Origin of the sequence: Hydrogenophaga sp. BPS33, from assembly GCF_009859475.1 — a bacterium.
Classification (GTDB): domain Bacteria; phylum Pseudomonadota; class Gammaproteobacteria; order Burkholderiales; family Burkholderiaceae_C; genus Hydrogenophaga.
Window position 1 is genome coordinate 3859192 of the sequence record NZ_CP044549.1, and the last position, 19536, is coordinate 3878727.

The 19536-nt window shown below is 64.9% G+C and carries 16 protein-coding genes; 2 read left to right on the top strand and 14 right to left on the bottom strand.

What is annotated here, in order from left to right; translation table 11 throughout:
• Window positions 1-24: 24 nt before the first annotated feature.
• Window positions 25-1269, bottom strand: a complete 1245-nt coding sequence (locus tag F9K07_RS17975; protein WP_159594728.1) for an MFS transporter — start codon at window positions 1267-1269, stop codon at window positions 25-27.
• A 41-nt stretch (window positions 1270-1310) separates the two neighbouring features.
• Here F9K07_RS17975 and F9K07_RS17980 point away from each other — a divergent pair, with 41 nt between their 5' ends.
• Both F9K07_RS17980 and F9K07_RS17985 read left to right on the top strand, forming a co-directional pair.
• Window positions 1311-2156 (top strand): AraC family transcriptional regulator, encoded by an 846-nt coding sequence (locus tag F9K07_RS17980; RefSeq protein WP_159594729.1) that lies wholly within the window; start codon window positions 1311-1313, stop codon window positions 2154-2156.
• Window positions 2157-2259: 103 nt separating this feature from the next.
• Window positions 2260-2517: a hypothetical protein gene (locus F9K07_RS17985; protein WP_159594730.1), complete on the top strand. Its 258-nt coding sequence runs from the start codon at window positions 2260-2262 to the stop codon at window positions 2515-2517.
• A 33-nt stretch (window positions 2518-2550) separates the two neighbouring features.
• Here F9K07_RS17985 and F9K07_RS17990 read toward each other — a convergent pair whose 3' ends face one another.
• The 13 genes from F9K07_RS17990 to F9K07_RS18050 all read right to left on the bottom strand — a co-directional run bounded on the left by F9K07_RS17990 (window position 2551) and on the right by F9K07_RS18050 (window position 19453).
• Window positions 2551-3525, bottom strand: coding sequence for a hypothetical protein (locus F9K07_RS17990; RefSeq protein WP_159594731.1), 975 nt, complete (start codon window positions 3523-3525; stop codon window positions 2551-2553).
• Window positions 3506-5137 carry a GspE/PulE family protein gene (locus tag F9K07_RS17995; RefSeq protein ID WP_159594732.1) on the bottom strand — a complete coding sequence of 544 codons (1632 nt, stop codon included), beginning with the start codon at window positions 5135-5137 and terminating at the stop codon, window positions 3506-3508. The genes F9K07_RS17990 and F9K07_RS17995 overlap by 20 nt, the downstream gene beginning before the upstream one ends.
• A 5-nt stretch (window positions 5138-5142) precedes the next feature.
• Entirely contained in the window at window positions 5143-6336 is a 1194-nt protein-coding gene (locus F9K07_RS18000) for a type II secretion system F family protein (protein WP_159594733.1), read from the bottom strand.
• Complete coding sequence (locus F9K07_RS18005) at window positions 6333-6824, bottom strand: type II secretion system protein (RefSeq protein WP_159594734.1); 492 nt, start codon at window positions 6822-6824, stop codon at window positions 6333-6335. The genes F9K07_RS18000 and F9K07_RS18005 overlap by 4 nt, the downstream gene beginning before the upstream one ends.
• 16 nt (window positions 6825-6840) lie before the next feature.
• Complete coding sequence (locus tag F9K07_RS18010) at window positions 6841-7248, bottom strand: type II secretion system protein (RefSeq protein WP_159594735.1); 408 nt, start codon at window positions 7246-7248, stop codon at window positions 6841-6843.
• On the bottom strand, window positions 7235-7744 hold the full coding sequence (locus F9K07_RS18015; protein WP_236581320.1) for a type II secretion system protein: 510 nt from the start codon (window positions 7742-7744) through the stop codon (window positions 7235-7237). The genes F9K07_RS18010 and F9K07_RS18015 overlap by 14 nt, the downstream gene beginning before the upstream one ends.
• A 7-nt stretch (window positions 7745-7751) precedes the next feature.
• Window positions 7752-10043 (bottom strand): cohesin domain-containing protein, encoded by a 2292-nt coding sequence (locus F9K07_RS18020; protein ID WP_159594736.1) that lies wholly within the window; start codon window positions 10041-10043, stop codon window positions 7752-7754.
• Window positions 10044-10051: 8 nt separating this feature from the next.
• Window positions 10052-10978 carry a hypothetical protein gene (locus F9K07_RS18025; RefSeq protein ID WP_159594737.1) on the bottom strand — a complete coding sequence of 309 codons (927 nt, stop codon included), beginning with the start codon at window positions 10976-10978 and terminating at the stop codon, window positions 10052-10054.
• Window positions 10979-10986: 8 nt separating this feature from the next.
• A complete protein-coding gene (locus tag F9K07_RS18030) occupies window positions 10987-11751 on the bottom strand; it encodes a hypothetical protein (RefSeq protein ID WP_159594738.1) in 765 nt (254 codons plus the stop codon).
• A 155-nt stretch (window positions 11752-11906) separates the two neighbouring features.
• Window positions 11907-12269, bottom strand: a complete 363-nt coding sequence (locus F9K07_RS18035; protein ID WP_159594739.1) for a hypothetical protein — start codon at window positions 12267-12269, stop codon at window positions 11907-11909.
• A gap of 134 nt (window positions 12270-12403) precedes the next feature.
• Complete coding sequence (locus F9K07_RS18040; protein WP_159594740.1) at window positions 12404-12769, bottom strand: hypothetical protein; 366 nt, start codon at window positions 12767-12769, stop codon at window positions 12404-12406.
• Entirely contained in the window at window positions 12766-16272 is a 3507-nt protein-coding gene (locus F9K07_RS18045) for an RHS repeat domain-containing protein (RefSeq protein WP_159594741.1), read from the bottom strand. Before F9K07_RS18045 ends, F9K07_RS18040 begins: the two co-directional genes overlap by 4 nt.
• 91 nt (window positions 16273-16363) lie before the next feature.
• Window positions 16364-19453, bottom strand: a complete 3090-nt coding sequence (locus tag F9K07_RS18050; protein WP_159594742.1) for a SpvB/TcaC N-terminal domain-containing protein — start codon at window positions 19451-19453, stop codon at window positions 16364-16366.
• Window positions 19454-19536: the final 83 nt, after the last annotated feature.

Genomic DNA, 19536 nt, shown 5'->3' on the forward strand with positions numbered 1-19536 from the left:
GTGCAAGCGTGAAGAAGAAAGAACTCAAGCCACCAGCGGGACAGCCGTGCGGCGCACGCGCCGCACGTTGAAGGCACTGGCGATCAGGACGCCCTGCACCACCGCCAGGCCGATGAACACGGCCTGGTAGCGGCCCTGGTCCATCAGCACGCCAAAGATCAGGGGAGAAATGGCCTGCCCGATGTCCAGGCCCGAATACACCACACCATACACGCGCCCGGTCGCGTTCTCTGGCGTGGAGCGCTTGACCAGCAAGTCGCGCGAAGGGCCGGCGATGCCTGCGGCCGCGCCCATGGCGCCAAACAGCACCGGCACCGCGGCGGCCGGCAGGTTCGCGAAGGCCAGCACCAGGGCAAAGCAAGCCGCCAAACCAAAACCGATGCCCACGATGCGCTCGCAGCGCGCCGGGTCAGAGGCGAGGAAGCCGCCCAACACCATGGAGCCGGCCGAGCACAGCATGTAGGTGGTCAGGCACACGGCCACCAGGGTCAGCGGCACGTTGTGCAGATGGCGCGCGGCCTCGGGCGCGAAGGCTTGCACCACGCCCAGCGCCATGGCGTAGAAAAAGAAGAAGGCGAAACACATCCACACCGCCGGAATGCGCAGGAAGGCCATGGGGTTTTCCACCGGCACGTGCGGGTGGCCCGCGGCCGGCTTGGGCGTTGCCGGCAGGCTCAGGCGTTCGCGGTTGAACCACAGCACCGCCACGACCGTGAAGGCCAGCACGCCGGCGCCGGCCAGGGCGACGCGCCACGAATACGCCAGGGTGAGCGAGACCATCATGGCCGGTGCGAGCGCCCAACCCAGGCTGCCGGTGATACCGTGCACGCTGTAGGCATGGCCCAGGCGCGGCGCGCTCACCTTGCGGTTGAGCAAGGTGTAGTCCACCGGGTGGAACACGCCGTTGCCCACGCCCGCCACAACGGCGAAGAGCGCCAGCATCCAATAGCTCGTGCTGAAGGCATAACCGAATGCGGCCAGGCCCAGCAGGGCAAGGCCGGCGAAGAGCACTGGGCGCGGGCCAAAGCGGTCCACCACGAAACCCGACACCGCCTGCACCAGGCAAGAGACGACAAAGAACACCGACATCAGGAAGCCCAGCTGGGCATAGCTCACGTTGAACACGTCTTTCAGCCAGGGAAACAAGGGTGGCAGCAGCAACTGGCTGAAGTGGCTGATCAGGTGCGCGAGGCCCACCAGGCCGATGAGGCTGGCGTCCTGCCGCAAGGCCACGGGAGGCAAGGGATGGGTGGTGCTTGAGGAAGACATGGCGCGATCGTAGACTCAAGCCCATCTTCCGGATCGCGACGATGAGCCACTTTATTGCGAAAACCCGCCAACACCGGCGAAAGCTGGCCGAGCCGATGGGCGACACCGATCCTTACGTGCCCGATGGCGACCGCCCGGTGCGGGTGCGTGCCCGGGCGCTGACGGCCGACACCCACTTCGAACCGCACCGCCATGCCTGGGGCCAGCTCGCCTACTGCGGAACCGGCATCGTGCAGGTGTTCGCCGCGCCCGACGACCCGATGCTGCAGGCCGTGAGCTACATCGTGCCGCCCTCGCGCGCGGTGTGGATCCCGCCCGGGATGCGGCATGCCGTCACCGTGCTCGAAACGGCCGAGCTGCGCACGCTCTACGTGCACGCCGATGCCGCGCCGCCGGGTTGGGACGGCAGCCGCATGATCGTGGTCTCGCCTTTGCTGCGCGAGCTGGTCCAGGCCATGGACGCGGACACACGCCGCGCCGCCGAACCGTCGCGCGACCAGTTGCTGATCCGGCTGGTGCTCGACGAACTCGCGCACGCCGACACCCAGACCCTGGGCGTGCCATTGCCCCGCGACAAACGCCTGCGCGCCTTGTGCGAAGCCGTGCTCAATGCCCCCGGCGAGCGCGCCACGCTGGCCGAATGGGCAGCCAACACCGGTGCGAGCGAGCGCACCGTGGCGCGGCTGTTTCGCGAGGAACTGGGCACGACCTACCAGCAATGGCGCCAGCAGGCGGTGCTCGCGCATGCCCTGCCGCTGCTGGCGCGTGGCACACCGATTGCGCAGGTGGCGGCGGCCACCGGATATGCGAGCGACAGTGCCTTCAGCGCGATGTTCAAAGCGGCCATGGGCCACCCGCCCACCCGCTGGGGCGCGCACGCCCACTGACTCGGTGACGCCAATGTGGTTATCAAACACTTGTCATATTTGACAGGCACCCTACGACGGAATTCGGACCAGAATTCGCACCTGTATTTCAGGGGAGAACAACATGGACGACAACCTCCGCCGCTACGCCAAGACGCCCCGCGCCTGGCAGGCCATTGCGCGACGTGACTTCGTGGGCCGAGAGGCCCACACGCTGCTGCTCATGGCCAACGGCAAACGCACCGACCAGGAAATTGCCCGCCTGCTGGGCGCCGACGTCACACCGCTGCTGCAAGACCTGGAGCAGCAGGGTTATCTGCAATACGCTGCCATCCTCGTGCCGGAAACGGACGACGACGACGACGAGCGGGAAGGGATCTGAAGCCAGGCGCTCCCAAGGCCAGCCCCTCGCTCCTCACTCCAGCCGCGCACGCCATACACCGCGCAAGCGGGTGCCTGCGAAAGGGCTGGCAATGGCCGTGCCGCCGGTAGCCACGATGCTCTCCACACGCCAAGTGCCAGGCGTCTCGTTCCGGTTCAGCGCGGCAGTCACATCGGAACTCTGCCCCACGGGGTCGAGTTCGATCTCCAAGCGCGCGTCTCCCGTCTCCGCCTCAAAGCTCAGTTGCACCATCCGCACGGCGGTGAGTTCGGCGCTTTCGATCGTGTCGTAGAGGCGATTCCAGTCCCGCTGCATCAAGCGCCAGGCCGACCGTTCGCTCGCCTCGCGCAGGTTGACGGCGGGCGCCGCCGTGACCGACCTCGCCTGCAAATCGGCTTGCAAGCGGGCCAACTCGGTTTGGAGGGTTCGTTGAACCGAGTGCTGCTGCCACACCTGCCACCCCGTGAACACGGCCAGGCACAACAGCCACATGCCCGCGAAACGCCATGCGATCGCCGATGCGCGCGAAGGCACGAACTGCAGGGTAGCGCCATATGGACCAGCGGCAGCGGGCACCAACGATGCCAGGCGACCTCCGTGCAACGCGGCCCATTCGCGAATCTGCTGGTGCGTTGCGGCCAGGAGCGCCGCAACCTCCGACTTGCGCTGCGGGTCGACCGCGCAATCCAGCTCGTGCGCCTGCTCCGGTGGAAATCCCCAAGCTTGAGCGGCGCTCGCGCGCGCCACGGCCATCGTTTCGGACCCACGTTCAACACCCTGAGGAAGGTCAAGAGACGTGACAGGGCACAGTGCTGCGCCCAATGACACGTGCAAGCGCCAAGGTCTTCCCTTGCTTCGTTCGCAGGCTTCGTTCACCTGAGCCAACACGTCGGCCAACGGCAGGCTTGCGGGATGCTCAAGACACACCTCGCCACAGCCCTGCCGCAGCACCCGCACCACGCCCACGTCGATGAGCAGCTCTACCTTCTCACGCCAGACCCACCACACGGCTCACCTCCTCCAGGGTTGTTCTTCCTCGCCGGACAAGGTCCAGCGCCTGCACCAGCAGGCGATCGGCCTCCTGGCGGTACACCGCCTGCTTGAACGCGGTCATGCTGGCCCTGGCCACCATGAGGTCTCGCACCACGTCGCTGAGCACATGCACCTCGGCCACCACAAACCGCCCCCGGTAACCGGTCTGGCGGCAGTGCGCGCAGCCCGCCGGCGCAGGAAGCGCAAGGGGCACGGGCAGCCCGACCGCCTCCAGCCGTTGCGCCTCTTCCTGCGTCGCGGATCGCCAGGCCAGGCAATGCGGGCACACCTGCCGCAACAAGCGTTGAACCACCACGCCATTCAGTGCGGAGGCCAGCGCAAAGGGCTCAATGCCGAAGTGCTGGAACCGCCCCAGCACGTCGAACAAGCTGTTGGCGTGCACGGTGGTGAACACGAGGTGCCCGGTCAGCGACGATTGCACCGCGATCTGTGCGGTCTCGGCATCGCGGATCTCGCCCACCAGAATCTTGTCCGGGTCGTGGCGCAGGATGGAACGCAGGCCGCTGGCGAACGTGAGGCCCTTTTGCTCGTTCACCGGGATCTGCAGCACCCCCGGCAACTCGTATTCCACCGGATCTTCGATGGTGATGATCTTTTCCAGGCCATCGTTCACCTCGGTCAATGCCGCATAGACGGTGGTGGTCTTGCCGCTGCCCGTGGGCCCGGTGATCAGCAACATGCCATGCGGATGCCGGGCCAACTGGCGAATCCGCCCCGCAGCTTCGGGCTCGAAACCCAACAAGTCCAGCGACACACCGCTTTGGCTGTGCCGCAGCTGGGCCTTGTCCAGCAGCCTCAAGACGGCGTCTTCGCCAAAGATGCTGGGCATGATGGACACCCGCAGGTCCACCGCATCGCCGCCATCCGATGGCGGCCAATGGATGCGACCGTCCTGCGGCCTGCGCCGTTCGGTGATGTCGAGATGCGCCATCACCTTGATGCGCGAAATGACCTCTTCGGCCCGCTGTGCATCGGCCAGACGATCCCCCGGGGACATCACCCCGTCGAGTCGAAACTTCACCGACACGCCATGCCGATCGGTCTCGAAGTGGATGTCGCTCGCGCCCTCGGCATAGGCCCTTTCGATCGCCGCCCCCACAAACGCCACGACCGGGCTCTGCCCGCCATGGCCGATTGCCCCGGCTGCCGCCGGCGGCTTGCCTGAACCCGATCGGCCTGCCTGTTGCAGCAGCATCTGCATGTGGCCGCTACGGGCCAGGGCCAGCCGGGCCTGCGCGCTGCGCGCCAGCGACTGCGTGGCCACGTCGCTCCAGGGATCGTCGAAGAGCAGAAACGTCTGTCGGTCTACCGTCAGCCGCCACCCGGGCGGATCGCAGGGCAGCCGCACCGCCCCTGCCATGCAGGCGGCCAACTCGGCGTCGGACAGCACGGCAATGCCCTGATGGCGGCGCAACGCCCATTGCAGTGCTTCTTCCGTGCACGCGAGGCGCTCCATCAGATCCGCCATCAGATCCGCCACCCCCTTGCCAGCCATCGTCGACGCGCCACCGCGGACGTCCGTGAGGGCTTGTGCCAACGTGGCGGCATCCGGTGCGCAGTGGTTCATGAGCATCAACCCAAACGGGTGGCCATGTCGAAGACCGGCAGGTACATCATGACCACAATGCTGCCCACCATGAGGGCCACCAGCATCAACAGCACGGGCTCCACCACGCGCGTCAAGCGCTCGACGAACAACTCGAATCTCTCGCCGTGCATGCGGGACACCACATCGGCCGCCAGATAAAAATCGCCGTTGCGCTCGGCTGCGGCCATGAGGCGCCGGCCCACTTCGTCGCAAAGGCCGGCGCCGGCCAAAGAAGGTGCCACGGCGCCACCCTGCTCTATGCGCGCCAGCGCTTGTGCCAATGCCGTTGCCGTCCGCGCCTGCAATGCCGATCGACTGGCCACGACCAGGGCCTCCGTCATGGGGTATCCGCCTCGGAGCATCAGCGCGAGGGCCTGGTACATCATGGCCAACTGAAAGTCGTCCATTCGCCTGCGCATCCACGGAATTCGCGAGGCGAGCGCCAACCCGTGCCGCCGTGCCGCCCCTCGCCACACCCACCAGGCGATGCACGCCACGACAAAGGCCACACCCGAGAAGGTCACTATCTGGTGCTGAGCAACCCATTGGCTCAGCGCCATCATCCCAGCCGTGGCACCGCTCGATCCACCCCGCAGGTTCGTGTACATCCGCGCGAAATTGGGCATCACCACCAGCAGCAGGAAGAGCGAGATGCCCACACCCAGCGAAGTCACCAAGGCCGGATAGATCGACGCGCTGATCACTTTGCGGCGCAGTTGCTCCACGAGCGTGTCGAACTTCAAGTAGTCGCTCAACGACTGCGCCAGGTCGCTGGTGCGCTCCCCGGCGCGCACGGCAGCCACCAGGACGGCGGGCGCCTGGGGCAGTTGCTCCAACGCGTTGGACAGGGACATGCCGTGCTGCAGACGTTCGAGCAGTTCTGCGGCCAGACCATTTGCTCGTCCGGACAGGCGCTCGCGCGCCGACAAGGTGTCCACCGCTTCCACCACCGACATGCCCGCCTGGATCAGGGTGCTCAGCTCGCGGCAGAAGAGCGCAAACTGGCTTCGAGCCGATGGGGCTGCCGCGACAGGTTTGACGGCCTTCACGCTCAACACGGTCCAACCCTGGCTGGCCAAGGTCTGGCGCAAGGCGGTTTCGGAACTGGCGGCCATGGTTTGCTCGGACACTTGCGTATCGCCCAGGCGCATGCAGCGGACGTGGAAGAACAGGGTCATCGCGCGGAGTCCGGTGCGGGTTGAGGTGCGGGTTGATAGACGAACTTCCAGTCGCTGTAGCGCTCGGCCCGGGCCAAGCCCAAGGCGTCGAGCGCTGCGCCCGCCGAACGGATGGGCGCCAGATCGCTTCGGCTGAAGATGCCTGCCACGCCACCGTCTGGCGCGGGCACCAAGCCCCACTCACCGCCTCTTGTGATGGGGTCCGCGTACGCCTTGCGCAAGTGGCGCTGCAGGTTGACGAAGCGTTTGTCATCGGTGAGTGCGTCCAACGACGGTGGCCAGCGCTTGACGCTACCGGGAGACCGCTCGTGGTAGGCACCGATGGCCGCCACGTACGCCGCACCGATGCGCAGCAATGCGGCCTCCCGCTCCCGCTGCGCCTGCTGGGACACCACGGCCATGACCTGCTGGGTCGCCAGCGCCACCATGAACAGCGCCGCCAGCGCCACCACCAGCGTGAAACCACCCTGCTCGGAACGCGAGGACACGGAACGGCTCATCTCGTCACCATTGCTGAAAATCCGTGCCGTCCTTGGACCGGCCCGTCGCACCGCTTTTCACGTCGTACACGGCATTCGACGCACCGAGACTGGGCGGCAGGACGACCCAGGTGTCTGCGCGCTGGGTGACCGGGTCTTGCGGAATGGCGCGCAGGTAGCGCTGCTCCACCAGCTCGGGCAGGGATTTCGGGTAGCGGCCCTTGTCGCGGTAGAACTGGTCGATGGCCTGGCGCATGCCCACGAGATTCTGGCGCAGCACGGTCTCGCGCGCGTCGTCCACGCGGTCCAGGTACAGGGGCGTGACGATGCCGGCCAACACGGCGAGCACCGCCAGCACCACCAGCAGCTCGATGAGCGTGAAGCCATGGTCATGGCCATGGCGGTGGGCTGCGCGGGATCTACCACGATGCATAAGGTGTTCCATCCAGGGCCATGGCGTCGGAAGACGAGCGCACGTCGAACACGTCCGCGCCGGGTGCCGGGCGGTCTGGCGGCGACGCGTAGCTGCGCAGGCGCCAGGTCTGTTCCGCGGGAAGGTCGGCCGGCGCGAACGGGTCGCGCGGAATCTGCCGCAGGAAGTACAGGCGGCGAGCAGCGCTCGGCGCGCTGGCATCGTCGACACCGGACACGAGCACGTCCAGGGTCGGCGGGTAGCCCGAGGCAGGCGCCTCGGCCGCTACCGCACCGCGCGCGGCCTGGGCCTTGTACGCGTCGATGCCATCGCGGATCTCCCACAAGGCACGCCGCAGCTCGCGCTCCTTCTGCGAGACCACCAGGGTTTCGCCCAACGGCAGGACCGCCGCGGCCAGGATGCCGAGAATGCCCATGACGACCAACAGCTCGATCAGGGTGAAGCCACACTGGCGCAACGACGGGTACATGGCGAGGTGCATGCGAGAAAACATCATTCGCCACTCACTCGATCTGCAGCTTGAACGCGGGCTTGTTCGCCGCGGGCACCACCCCGCTGAGGCCCAGCGGGTCTACCGTCTCAAGGCGCACTTCGGCCGCACCCGCCCGCAGGGCCTTGAAACGGATGAGCATCACGTCACCTTCGCCGCGCACGCCCTTGTCCGCGCCGCTGAGTACCCCCACGCTGATGCGGCCACCCGGAGCATTCACCGCGTGGGTGAAACTGCTGGGCGCGGGGGATTGCTTGAAGTAGTCCCCTTCGGCCACGCCCACCACTTGCAGCGTGTCGCTTGAAAACCCCACCGACAGCGGCAGGCCCGCCAGGGGCACGCCCGAAGTGGCATGCAAGGCGAGAGCAAAGGTGTCGCCGGCCTTCACTTGTGGTGGCCCGGTGAACTTCAAATCCAGACCGCTTGCAAGCGCGGGTGGTTGCGCCGCCGTCGCGCGGGCCGACGCAGTTGGTGCGGCCGATGAGGCAGTTCCAGATGAAGCCGCCGACGCCACCCGCATGGCAGGTGATGGCCGCAACCGCGTGAAGCTCTCGGTACCGACCCACATCTCGGCCATGGCCACATCCGGCCGCGCCGCACTGCGCAAAATGCGGGGCGTGATGGCCAGGACCAGCTCCGTGCGCTGCACGTCGTCCTTCTGGCTGGAGAACAGGCGCCCGGCCAGTGGCAGATCGCCCAGGCCCGGCACCCGGTTGGCGTTGGTGCGGTCTTCGTTGCTGATGAGCCCGCCCAGCAGCTGGGTTTCGCCATCGCGCAAACGCAGTTGCGTGTTGGCATTGCGCGTGCCGATGCGGTATGCAACCGAGCCTCCAGCGGTGCGCACCTCACCCGCCAACGAACTCACCTCCAGCCCGAGCTTGATGGTCACGTCATCGTCCGGCGACACGATGGGTTCTACCTCCAGCTTCAGGCCCACGTCCAGGTAGTTCACGTTCTCGGACACAAAACCGCCGGTGCCAGCCGTGGTCGTGATCACAGGCACCTTGTCGCCAATCAGGATGGTCGCCTTCTCGCGGCTGCGCGAACGGATGCGCGGATTGGCCAGCGTGTTGAAGTCGCCCACTTCGCGCCGCAGGTTGATCAACAAGCCGGCCACGCTCACGCCCACCCGGCCGGAATTGAGGCTGCGCACGCTGTCCACGGTCAACCCGGTCTGGCCTGGCAGCGGCAAAGGTGTCAACGCCAAGGAACTCGGGAAGTGGATGCCCAGCTCGGTCAGGCGCGTGGTTTTCACCTCCAGCACCTCCACCTCCAGCATCACCTCCGCCTCGCCCAGATCGTGCAAGGCCACCAGCCGCTCGGCCAGCGCGACGATGTCGGGCGACTCGCGCAACGCCAGAAAGTTGGCCCGCTCGTCCACAAAAGGCGGCTGAATACGCAGCATGGTTTGCAGCAACGAGGCCGTGGACTTCGCCTGGGCGTGCGCCAGATGAAACACGCGGATCACCTGCTCGCGGTGTTCCTTGTGCTTCTCCGGCGTGTTCGGGTACACCAGCACCGTCTTCGGGTCGACGATGCGGCGCGACAACTGGTAGGCGCTCAGCACCAGGTCCAACGCGTCCTCCACCCGCGTGGAGCGGATGAACACACTCGCGCGCTGGTCCATCTGCACATCGCGGTCCACCACGAAGTTGATGCCACTGCCATCGCGCAGGGCCTCCAGCAGAAACGACAAAGGCGCATCCCGAAAGTCCAGGCTGATGGGCCGCGTTTCTGCCAAGGCGAGCCGGTGGGCGGACGCACCTGCTTCCAGGCGTTGCTCGGTCTCCAGTTGCCGCTTGAGCGACAACAATTCGGCGTGGCGCGGGGCCACGGCCAGCGTGCCTTCGAGGGTGCGCAAAGCGGCCTCCTTCTGCCCGCTCTGCATCTGTTGGCGCGCAACCTCCAGCGTGTTCTGCACATGCCGCTCGTTGCGCAAGTCGGCCAACAAATCGGCCACGCGCGGGTTCTCCGGCTCCAGCTTGCGCGCGCGCTCCAGCACCTCGACGGCGGCGTCCAGCCGACCCTGCATGCGCTCCTGAACCGCCTGGGCCACCAGGCGCGCCACCACGTCGCCGCGCGTGGCATGCAAGCCGGCGCGCAACAAGGCGCTGTCCGGGTAGCGTGCAACGCCCTCCTTCAAAGTCGCCAGCGCCGATTCGTACTGGCCTTCGCGCAGTTGCGTGCTGGCCTCTTCGCGAATGCGTTGCTGTGCGCATCCGGCCAGGCCAATGGCCAAGACCCACATCGCCACCACCCACTTGAAACGGGCGACCCTCTGCCGCCACCTGTCGCTCGTCGTCATCAATCGGTTCACCGGGTTTCAAAACGAGGCATTGCGGGCAAGCTCAGTTGCACCATGCCCTGCGTCTGGGGGTTGAGCAGCGTCACGCTCTGCTTGCTCATACGTTCCACGCGAAAGCCTTTGCCAACGTCCTTGCCGGCTTCCAGTCGCGCGGGTGTGCCATCGGCCCATTGGGCGAGCACGACTGTGCGGCCGTCGGGGGCCAGCATGCGGCCGGCAAACCGCAGGCTGGGCGTGGGCTCGTGGGGCACGATCGGAGCCACCACCACGGGCGCTGCGACCACCACGGCAGGCGGCGCGGATCGCGGCAACGGCACCGGTAGCTGAAAGGGGTCTCGCGGCGCCAACGTGAGCGCGGCCCGTTGCCCCAGTGAGCCGACGGTGTTTGCCGCTGCGGTAGATGCTGCGTCCGGGTCTTGAACCGGCAGCACCCATACCGACTGCATGTCGAGCCCAGAGCCACCCATGCTCCCTTGGGCGTTCTGAATACGAAGATTGGCCACCGACAAGGCCGGAAAATGCTCTTGCATCGCCGCCTGCCAGGCCTTCAAAGCACCGTGCGATCCCGTGGCCGACACCTCCAGCGTCACCTTGCCCCAGGCGCGCTCGGTCGCGGCGGTGTGGGCCACCGTCAACGAGCGCAGGAGCACGCCGCCTGCGTCGGCCGATGCGCCGGCGAACTGCAGCACCTCGTCGACTGCCATTCGTTGCGGCCATTGCGCGGGTTGTGTTGCGCCGTCTGCATGGGGCAAATGCTCGCCCGTGCGTGGGTCAACCGCTGGACCTGCGGCAAGCGCCGCCAACGCCTGGCGTGCCTCAAGCGCTTGCTGCACGGCCTGCGTTTGCGCGCGCTGCGTGTGAAGCACCGCCCACGCGCATGCCGTTGAGACAGCCAGCACCACAGCGGCCGCCAGGGGTGCGGCCCACCAAGACATGTTGTGCTTCACGGTGCGACGAAGGCGGGGAGCGGCGGAGATTCCCGCCTGAAATAGGCTTTGTCGTAGCTGGGTGTGATGCTCAAGCCGTATTTAAATAGGGCATCGGCAAAATTCCGCCGAGCCGGATCGGCATCGATACGGGTCGGGTGCCACGGCGAATCTTTCATTTCTGTGATTGCGGGATTATCCATCCCGTAGGTTTCTGGAAAAAGATATTGCCGAACCTGCAGATAATAACCCATATCCCCGTACCGCTCATATTCAAGCATTAGTGCTTTGTCATCGTGCTGAATACTCTTGGTCGCCATCAATGCAAGCAGTTCCTTTGACACTTTATGGTCTTGCTGCCAAAACCAAACGGGGCGCAACGAGAGGCATTTCTGCTTGTATAGAGAGGTGCCGAAATCGTCTTTGGCAAGGATCGGGGTCGTCTTGCACAGATCCCATTTGTACTCAACATTATTAATGCCATTCACTTTCATTGTGATGTCCAGAACGGATTTCAGCTGGTTACCATCCAACTGCGCAAGCTGTACATCTCGAAATTCAACTGCGGCGTAGCCCTTTCCAGGAAACACTGACGTACGCAGAACCTCCCACTTCCCTGGAGGCAGTGGAACCTCAGCAAAAACGCTCTTGTTGCTTGGGGTATTAAAAGCCACACGGTTTTCCACTATATCCCCAGCGGTTTGTGCCCCAACACTTGCAGACATCAAAATGCCCACCAAGACCAACATCAACCGACCTCCACCCTGGATTATCTTGATCATTTATAAATCCAAAAACGTTTAAAACCTGAAATCGAAGCACGATCTCGTGCGATTAAGTCATATTCAAAATACTCTCAAATTACACACCTCCCTTCAACAATCAAGTTCCATGTCAACACCACAATTTAACCGAGCGCCCCCTCACCGCCCCGCACTCACGCGGAAGGGTGTGCCTTCGCTTCATCAAATGACTCAACTCTTATGCTTTTCGCAAGGATTATTGCCGCAGCCCCATATATGGGCTCAATGACCATAAGATTTAGCGCCCCATATTTCAAGCGTTCAAAAATATCCTGAAAAACGACTGAGCCAACGGATTCTTCCTCTTGCATGCACTTCAGCATACCAAGATGGCCTCTGACTTCATCAACATTGAGCAGGATATTGGAAGCCAAAAAAAGGGATACGCGATCAATGATGTTTGAAAGACGCGTATCGTTTAGCAGGAAATCCTCTACATCATCCGCCATCACCCTCATTTTTTCGCCACCTCTCCAAGCAGATGAGACAATTTTCACACTCTTCAGTTAACATAAAACTCCAACAACATATCCTAAAGCCCATGCCTATACGCAATGGTGCGCAATCCATGCGAAGCCGTGCTCACAGAACAATAACATCACCCACGAGCCTCTTAAATTGCAACAAAGTGCTAGCGCCGAGTCTCAAAGTCTTTGGCATAAATTCTCATAACACTGGCAGTGGACGAGGTTTCAATTCGAAAGCACTGAAGCGCGTCAAGATTCACTGCCACATCTGCCCACTTCTTCCGGATGTTGTGCAACTCAGCATCCTTCTCGTCAACATATGCATTCAGGATTTGCTCTTCGCAAATTACTCCAAAATTCATATAAAGATGTGCCGCATAGCAGTTCTTAAACACGACTTTTTCCGAGAAATCTTCGGACCACGCAATCTCCAAGCAGACCTCATCTTTCTCGCCAGCGTTAGTTCTATCAACTGAAATCCTCAAAAGGACTGCGTCATGCCAAGGCAGAGTGTCGAAGCTTTTTTTCATTTCTTGAATCCTGGATCTTTGTCACCTGTTCGCGGACTGAAATGTCCGGGCTTGCCATCCACATGGTAGTGAGAGTAGTTTGGCCCTTTTTGACTAGAGGGAGTCGCTTGATCTATACGCAGCCTTTCTCTAAACCGCCCCGCCTCTATGTCCCCATAGCTGCCGGGCCGGTGCGGATTTTGAACGTAGGTTCTAGGGATTTGATATTTCTGGTTTGAGGGAATCGCAACTCCGTTCGGGGTGACGGCTATTGGCGGCGTCTCCCGAGGCTCCCGAACCGTTACCTCCGACAAGCTCTTCACTTCACTATCCGACTTGCGCTCTGCCTGCGGCTTGCTCACTTTGGCCGGAGCGGTCGTCGTGGGCGCGCTCACTCGCCCTGGCATCACAGCCCCCGCGCCGACTCCTTGCACTTCATTGTCGACATGGCGCTTCCCCAACAATCCTGCCACCTGCTGAGACGCCTCCTTCTGCGCCTCAGACTTGGACAGATCCCCGCCCGTCACCCCCTGCGCCGACGTCTTGTTGGGGTTGTCTGGCTTGCTCGCCACCCCAGTCGAATCCCCAGCCGAATCCCCATTCCCCCCACTGGGGCCCTCTCCCCCTCCCGACGCCGTGCCCGATGAGGAATCGCCACCATCGGAGCCCGGCGAGGTATGCGCAAACCCATTGCGGTCCACCAGGTTCAACGGGTTGTTGATGGTGTACGCATACCGGTTGTAAGCCTGCGGGTTGGTGAACTCGGGCACCGTGGGGTCGGGGCTCAAGAAGCGGCCCACGTCCGGGTCGTACACCCGCGCGTTCATGTGGATGAAGTCCAGCTCGTCCAGGTGCTCGTGGCCGGTAAAACCCCGGGTGGTGCTGCTCGCGTCGATGCTGCCGGTCTGGTCGAAGCTGCCATCGACGTGGCGGCGCTTGCCAAACGGGTCGTAGGCCATGCGCTCGATCACGTCCATGCTGGCGCTGGTGCTGGCCACGATGGAGCCCAGGTGGTCTTTGTGCCAGTAGCGCTGCTCGGCGTCGCCCAGCGTGGTGGCCACGGGGTTGGCCTGCAGGGCCGAGGCATTGGTGATGAGCAGGAAGGCGCCTTTCTCCGCGCTGATGTAGTGGCGGTTTTCTGCCTGGCCGGTACCCGGGCCGGCCTGGGTCACCTCGCGCTCGAAGTACAGCCCACCTTCGTTGTCCGGGTGCAGCACGTGCACGGTCTTCTGGCTGGCGACGCCCTCGGTGGTCTTGCGCTGGACTTCGCGGATGCGCTGGTGCTCCGGGCCGTAGAGGAAGTCGACTTGCACATCGCCCTGGCTGAGCGAGAAGCTCAAGGGGTTGTCGAAGCTGGTCCAGGTGTGGATGCGCTGTGGGCCGTTGCTGCCCGCGACGCTGAGCACGTTGCCGTTGGGGTCGTAGGTGTAGGTGGGGTTGGCCAGTTTGCCGGCCTGCCCGTCGATGCGCAGCAAGGCGTGCGGGCGCGCGCCCGGGCCGCGGGCATAGGTGTAGGTGCCGACCTCGGAGTTGGAGCTGATGTTGCCCAGCGCGTCGTACCCGTAGGCGATGTTGCGCAGCAGTTGCGCACGGGCGGTGTTGTTGAGCAGGCTGCGCGTGAGACGGTTGAGTTCGTCGTAGGTGAAGATTTCTTCGGTGCCGTGCCGGTGGTCGCTGCGCTTGCTCAGGTGGCCCAGGGGGTTGTAGTCGTAGGCTTGGTCGATGAGGGTCGTGGGCGCGCCACTGGGGCCTGCACGGGAGACTTGCAACAAGCCGGTCTGGCTGTCGTAGGTGTTGAGGGTCTGCGCGCCGTTGCCGTACCAGACCTGGGTGAACTGGCCGCGTGCGTCGTTGCCCTGGCGCCTCCAGATCGCCTGGCCGCTGGGCGCCAGACGCAGTTCGGTGAGCGCGCCGGTGGGGCCGTCGTACAGGTGGTCCACGGCCAGACCGGTGGGCCAGGTCTGGCGCGCCACGCGGCTGTCGGCGTCGTAGCTGAGTTGGCTCACGTAGGCGGTGCCGGCATCGAGCGTGGTGCGCTCCTGCACGAGGCGGCCCCATGCATCGAACTGGCGCAGCCGGCGGTATTGGTTGTCGGCCGTGGCTTCGCACAGTTGGCCCTTGCTGGTGGCGCCGCTGGCACACGCAGCACCCGAGGCGGTGGTGTCGTAGTGCCAGTGGCTCACCAGGTCGGGCTCGGTGCGCTGGACCATGCGGCCCAGGGTGTCGTAGTGCAGGGTGGCGCTCTGGCCTTTGGGGCTGGTCTGCGCGCGCAACTGGCCCAGCGGGTCGTGCTGGTAGGTCCAGGTGCCCATGCCGGGGTCGACCATGCGCGCCTTGTGGCCGCCTTGGTCGTAGTGGATCTGGGTGGTGTGGCCCAGGGCGTCGCGGATCAGGTGCACACCGGCCCAGGCGCTGAAGTGGTAGCGCTGTTGCTGGCCCAACGCGTCGGTCACGCGCAGGATGCGGCCGTGTTCGTCGAACTCGCGGGTTTGCTGCTGGCCGCGTGCGTTGGTCGAGACAACTTTGCGCGGGCCGTAGCGGTGTGCGGTCTGTTGCAGGCCGCCGGGCGCGTAGGGGCTGGGTTTGCTCTGCAGCGTGGTGCGGCCCAGGGCGTCGTAGGTGAAGCTGGTGTAGACGGGTGTGTCGCCGTCGAAGAAGGGTTCGCTCTTGCGCTGCACGCGCCCGGCCACGTCGTATTCGGTGCGCACGGTGGCCCAGCGCCGGTTCACACCGGCCGCAGCGCCGTCGCCCGCGGCGAAGCTCAGGGTTTGCTGTTGCACTTCGCGCCCCTGGGGGTCGAAGTAGGTGGCGCGCACGGCGCCGTTGATGGGGCCGCCTTCACCGCGCGTGGGCACTTCGAGCACGCGCAGCACGGCGCGGGGCGCGCAGGGGGCCACGCCGCTGGGCACGGGCACGCTGCCCGAGCTGGTGCCCTGGGCGTTGCAGTAGTCGTAGCGCCAGTTCGTCACCCGGCCGTCGGGCCAGACGCTGCGGGTGCGCCGCCCCAGGCTGTCTTGGGTGTGGGTGGTGGACAGGCCGTTGGGGTCGGTCTCGCGGGTGGGGCTGCCCCAGGCGTTGTCGACTTCGAGTTGTTGACCGTGGCCGGCCGGGTCGGTGCGGCTGCTGGGGTAGATGCCAGCGGCGCTTTGGCCGGCGGCTGCGTAGGCGGTCTGGTGCACGCGGGGTTCGAAGGTGGCGGTGCCAGAGGCGGCGCCGCTGGCGCAGGGGCGCTCGCGTGTGGTGGTGACGTTGCCGTGGGCGTCGCGCGTGAACTCGCGCCGCACGCAGTGTGGCGCCACGTCGGGCTGCTCGGTCTCGGCCGTGACCACGCCCGTGATCGGGTCGCGCTCGTAGACCACCACCCGGGTGCTGCTCAGCTGGCTGGCGGGTTCGACCACCTGGGCTTGCAGCGGCGAGGGGCCGAGCGCCAGCACGATGGAACACCCCACCGACATGAAGCGCCACAGGCCAGCTCGCCCAACACCTGGCATGCCACGCGCATGCGCACCGTTTGAAAAGTTCACTTCCACTCCCTTCGGATCGCGATCGATCTCACCGTTCCGGCTGCTCGGCGCAGCCACCGTTGTTGCTTGTTGGGTTGTTGTGCGATCGGCACTAAGGGCTCAGGCAATGCTGGCCCTGCAAGGCACTGCCTGCGGCACATGCGTACACGGGTTGAGCGGCCACCGTTTGGGGCGTGGTGAGGAAGCCGTGGCATTGGCTGCCATTCAAGGTGCTGCCTGCGGGACAGGTCAGCGCCATGCTGGCCGCCTGCGACATGGGCCTCAAGCATTGGGAGCCACTGAGGGCCGTGCCGGCCGGGCAGGTGTAGCTCACGCTGTAGTCACAGCGCGTCACCGCGTCGTTGACCATTTCTTGGTGGATCAAGGACACACCCACCGTGGCAGCTTGCAGGCTACACAACGAAGCTGTTCCAAAGCCCCGGCACCGCGTGTTCGAGTCGACCAAGGTCGTGCCAGGCACGGCGCAATAGGGGCTGCCGGCCACCGCATGGTTCGCGGTGCAGGCCGTCCCGCTCAAGGCCCAGCCGCTCGGGCAGCTGTACACCGGCGTGGCGGCCGTGACGGAGGGCGTGGTGACGAGCTTGACGCAATCCGTTCCCGTCAAGGTGTGCTCCGGCGGACAGGTGTAAGACACCGTGGCAGGAACGAGCATGTCGGAGGCACGCAGGTTCGTGCGCGTCGTCGTGGCCCGGGCCATCAGGCCTATCAACCATGGGGCGGCGTCGTGCTGGTAGACGTACTCCGACACCGAACGGCTGCTGGCCTGGGCGTTGGCGTCCTTGTGTTCGGTGGTCACCCTTGCAGGGAAGCCATAGCTGTCGAAGCCCTCGGAGACCTCGGTCACCGAGCCGACCCGCGCCCCAGGCTGCGCGAGGTCGAACTGGGTGGTTTCGGTCTTGCTCAGATGCACTTGCGCGGAAAGCGCCGTGGCACTGGGCACGCCCACGCCGCGCTGCAGGTAGGTGTAGCGCTGGTCTTCCAGGGTCTGTGGCGCGGCATCCGAGCCCACGTAGGTGTGCATGCGCGACCGCAGGCCGGTCAAGGGATAGGCCTGGTGGTAGTGCGTCGCGACGCTGACCCCGGTGAGCGCGCGCCGTTCGACGACGCGCTCGAACCCGAGCGTGCCCGAACTGCGCAGGTTGGCGCGCAGGGCGTGGTAGCGGTAGGTGGTGGCATCGAAGCCCGCGTCGGCCGTGCCGCGCTCCAGGCCCGTGACGACGATCAAGGGGATCTGCAAGTCGACCATGGGATGCACCGCGCCGCTGCCCTTGGTGTAGATGCTGTCGTGGGTGATCGTGCCGTAGGACAGCTTCTGCACCAGCCCACCGTCGGAGCGGATGTCGATCAGGCGGTCCACGTCCAGCGGCAGCGCATTGATCCAGTACGCCTGGTTGACGGCCACGTCGGTGAGGCCATCGCCGTTCCAGTCACCGCAACCGGCGAACCAGTTCATGGGGTACAGGGAGTGCGCCACGCGGTGGCTGCCCGTGCCGGTGGAGAGCACAAGGTTGGGGGCCATCGCGTCGGTGAAGATGTCGGTGCGGCCATCGCCATTGAAGTCGCCCATGCAGACGATTTTTCCGGTGCTGGTCCACGACGGGCTGCCGTTGGTGGCGTCACCTTGCGACAGCACCACAGAGGCGGCGCCGGTGATCCAATCGGTCCTGCCGTCGCCATTGAAGTCGCCCAAGGTGGTCTTGGGGTGGGTGGCGCTGACGCTGATCGGCTGGCGAACCAGGGCGCTGCCGTTGTACGAGAGCAGCGTGGGAATGTCTGTGGCACTGGTGATCAGCAACTCGGCGCGGCCATCGCCGTCGAGGTCCAGAGACTTGCAGGCCACGGGCATTTGATCGCCGAAGTCGAAAGCGCTGCCCGTTCGGTGTTCCTTCAACGCATGGTGCACGCGGCCGCCCCCCAGCGTTCTGTGCGTGACCTCCAGCGGTTCGCTCACGCCGTCGCCATCCAGGTCCGCAAAGCACAGATAGCCCGTGAGACCGAAACTGGGCAGCACCCGCGAGGACTCCTGCCCGTTGCCATACTGGGTTTTCTCATAGAAGACCTGCGGTACTTTCGCGTTGGGCGGCCCTTGGATGTACACGCGATCGGACTTCTGGTCGCCATCGATGTCCCAGACGAAGCTGTCGTTGAGGGTGTTGGAGCGCACGAACGAATGAATGGTCTGGCGGCCGCTGCCCGCGAAATCCGCCACCGCGAAGGGGCCTTTGCCGCCCGCGCCCGGGTGCGCGCCTGCATGCACGAACTGCCCCGGTGTGCCCGTGCGGTAGGTCAGCACAAGCTCGGGCAGGCACTGGCCGTCCGGGGCGCAGCGCGTGACCCTGCTGAGCAGACTGCGACGGCTCGATGGGCTTTGTATATACGCAAAGCCGATCGTTTGCACCAGCCGCTCTTGCACCGCGCCGGACACCATGGGCCGGTGCATCACGTCGATGGCGCTGAGGCGGCTGTGCGTGGAGCCGTACTGGACACCATCCGCATAGGCCACGATGAGATCGTCGGAAGGCCGGCCCTCGTAGCGGAAGTGCACGACGCCATTGCTGTAGGCGATGCGCACCAGGCGCTGCTCGCCCAGCGTGGCGTTTTTGTCGTAGGTGTACTGGATCGCGTTGCCGAAGCGGTCCTTGATGCGGTCCAGCATCCACACGCGGATGGCCCCTTTCGACGGATGCTCGAGCCGGCTGGCATCGGCCGTGCCGAACTCGTAGATGCGCCCGTCCTTGGCCTCAAGGGTGAAGGACCGGGGACCGCCCCCGACGGAGCCCTGTGACCGGATGCGAGCGTAGTTGTCGAGCGCCAGCCGGTACTCCGCCCCGTCCGCCCCATAGGTGCCGCTGAACGCGCGCAACTTCTTGCCGTCGAGACAGAACACGTCGGACGCGTTGTTCGCAATACCCCACCGCGCGCCCTCTTCCGCGGGAACCTTCGCGCAGCGGGTCACGGAAGAAACACCAGTGACAGCCCACCCCAGACCCAGCACCCCATTGCCACGCTGGGAGCGGTGCTCCAGCGCCAATTCGGCGCTGACATCGCCCGCCCCCTGCGGCAAGGCAATGGGCATGCTGAAGACGGCACTGCCCGCCGAGTCGACAAACACTTCGTTGGATTTGCGGCCGTCCTGCGCGAACGCGGACCAGCACAATGCCGCGCAAAAAAGCCAAAGCACGCCTTGTCTCATGGAGACACCCTCCCCCGTAAAAAGAGTCTTTCTGGTTATCCAGAAATAAGAAAGGCGCGAAATCTAACACC

Coding starts and splice junctions, on each gene's coding strand:
- F9K07_RS17975 (WP_159594728.1), bottom strand. CDS start 1,269: ATGTCTTCCTCAAGCACCACCCATCCCTTGCCTCCCGTGGCCTTGCGG.
- F9K07_RS17980 (WP_159594729.1), top strand. CDS start 1,311: ATGAGCCACTTTATTGCGAAAACCCGCCAACACCGGCGAAAGCTGGCC.
- F9K07_RS17985 (WP_159594730.1), top strand. CDS start 2,260: ATGGACGACAACCTCCGCCGCTACGCCAAGACGCCCCGCGCCTGGCAG.
- F9K07_RS17995 (WP_159594732.1), bottom strand. CDS start 5,137: ATGAACCACTGCGCACCGGATGCCGCCACGTTGGCACAAGCCCTCACG.
- F9K07_RS18000 (WP_159594733.1), bottom strand. CDS start 6,336: ATGACCCTGTTCTTCCACGTCCGCTGCATGCGCCTGGGCGATACGCAA.
- F9K07_RS18010 (WP_159594735.1), bottom strand. CDS start 7,248: ATGCATCGTGGTAGATCCCGCGCAGCCCACCGCCATGGCCATGACCAT.
- F9K07_RS18015 (WP_236581320.1), bottom strand. CDS start 7,744: ATGATGTTTTCTCGCATGCACCTCGCCATGTACCCGTCGTTGCGCCAG.
- F9K07_RS18020 (WP_159594736.1), bottom strand. CDS start 10,043: ATGACGACGAGCGACAGGTGGCGGCAGAGGGTCGCCCGTTTCAAGTGG.
- F9K07_RS18025 (WP_159594737.1), bottom strand. CDS start 10,978: ATGTCTTGGTGGGCCGCACCCCTGGCGGCCGCTGTGGTGCTGGCTGTC.
- F9K07_RS18030 (WP_159594738.1), bottom strand. CDS start 11,751: ATGATCAAGATAATCCAGGGTGGAGGTCGGTTGATGTTGGTCTTGGTG.
- F9K07_RS18040 (WP_159594740.1), bottom strand. CDS start 12,769: ATGAAAAAAAGCTTCGACACTCTGCCTTGGCATGACGCAGTCCTTTTG.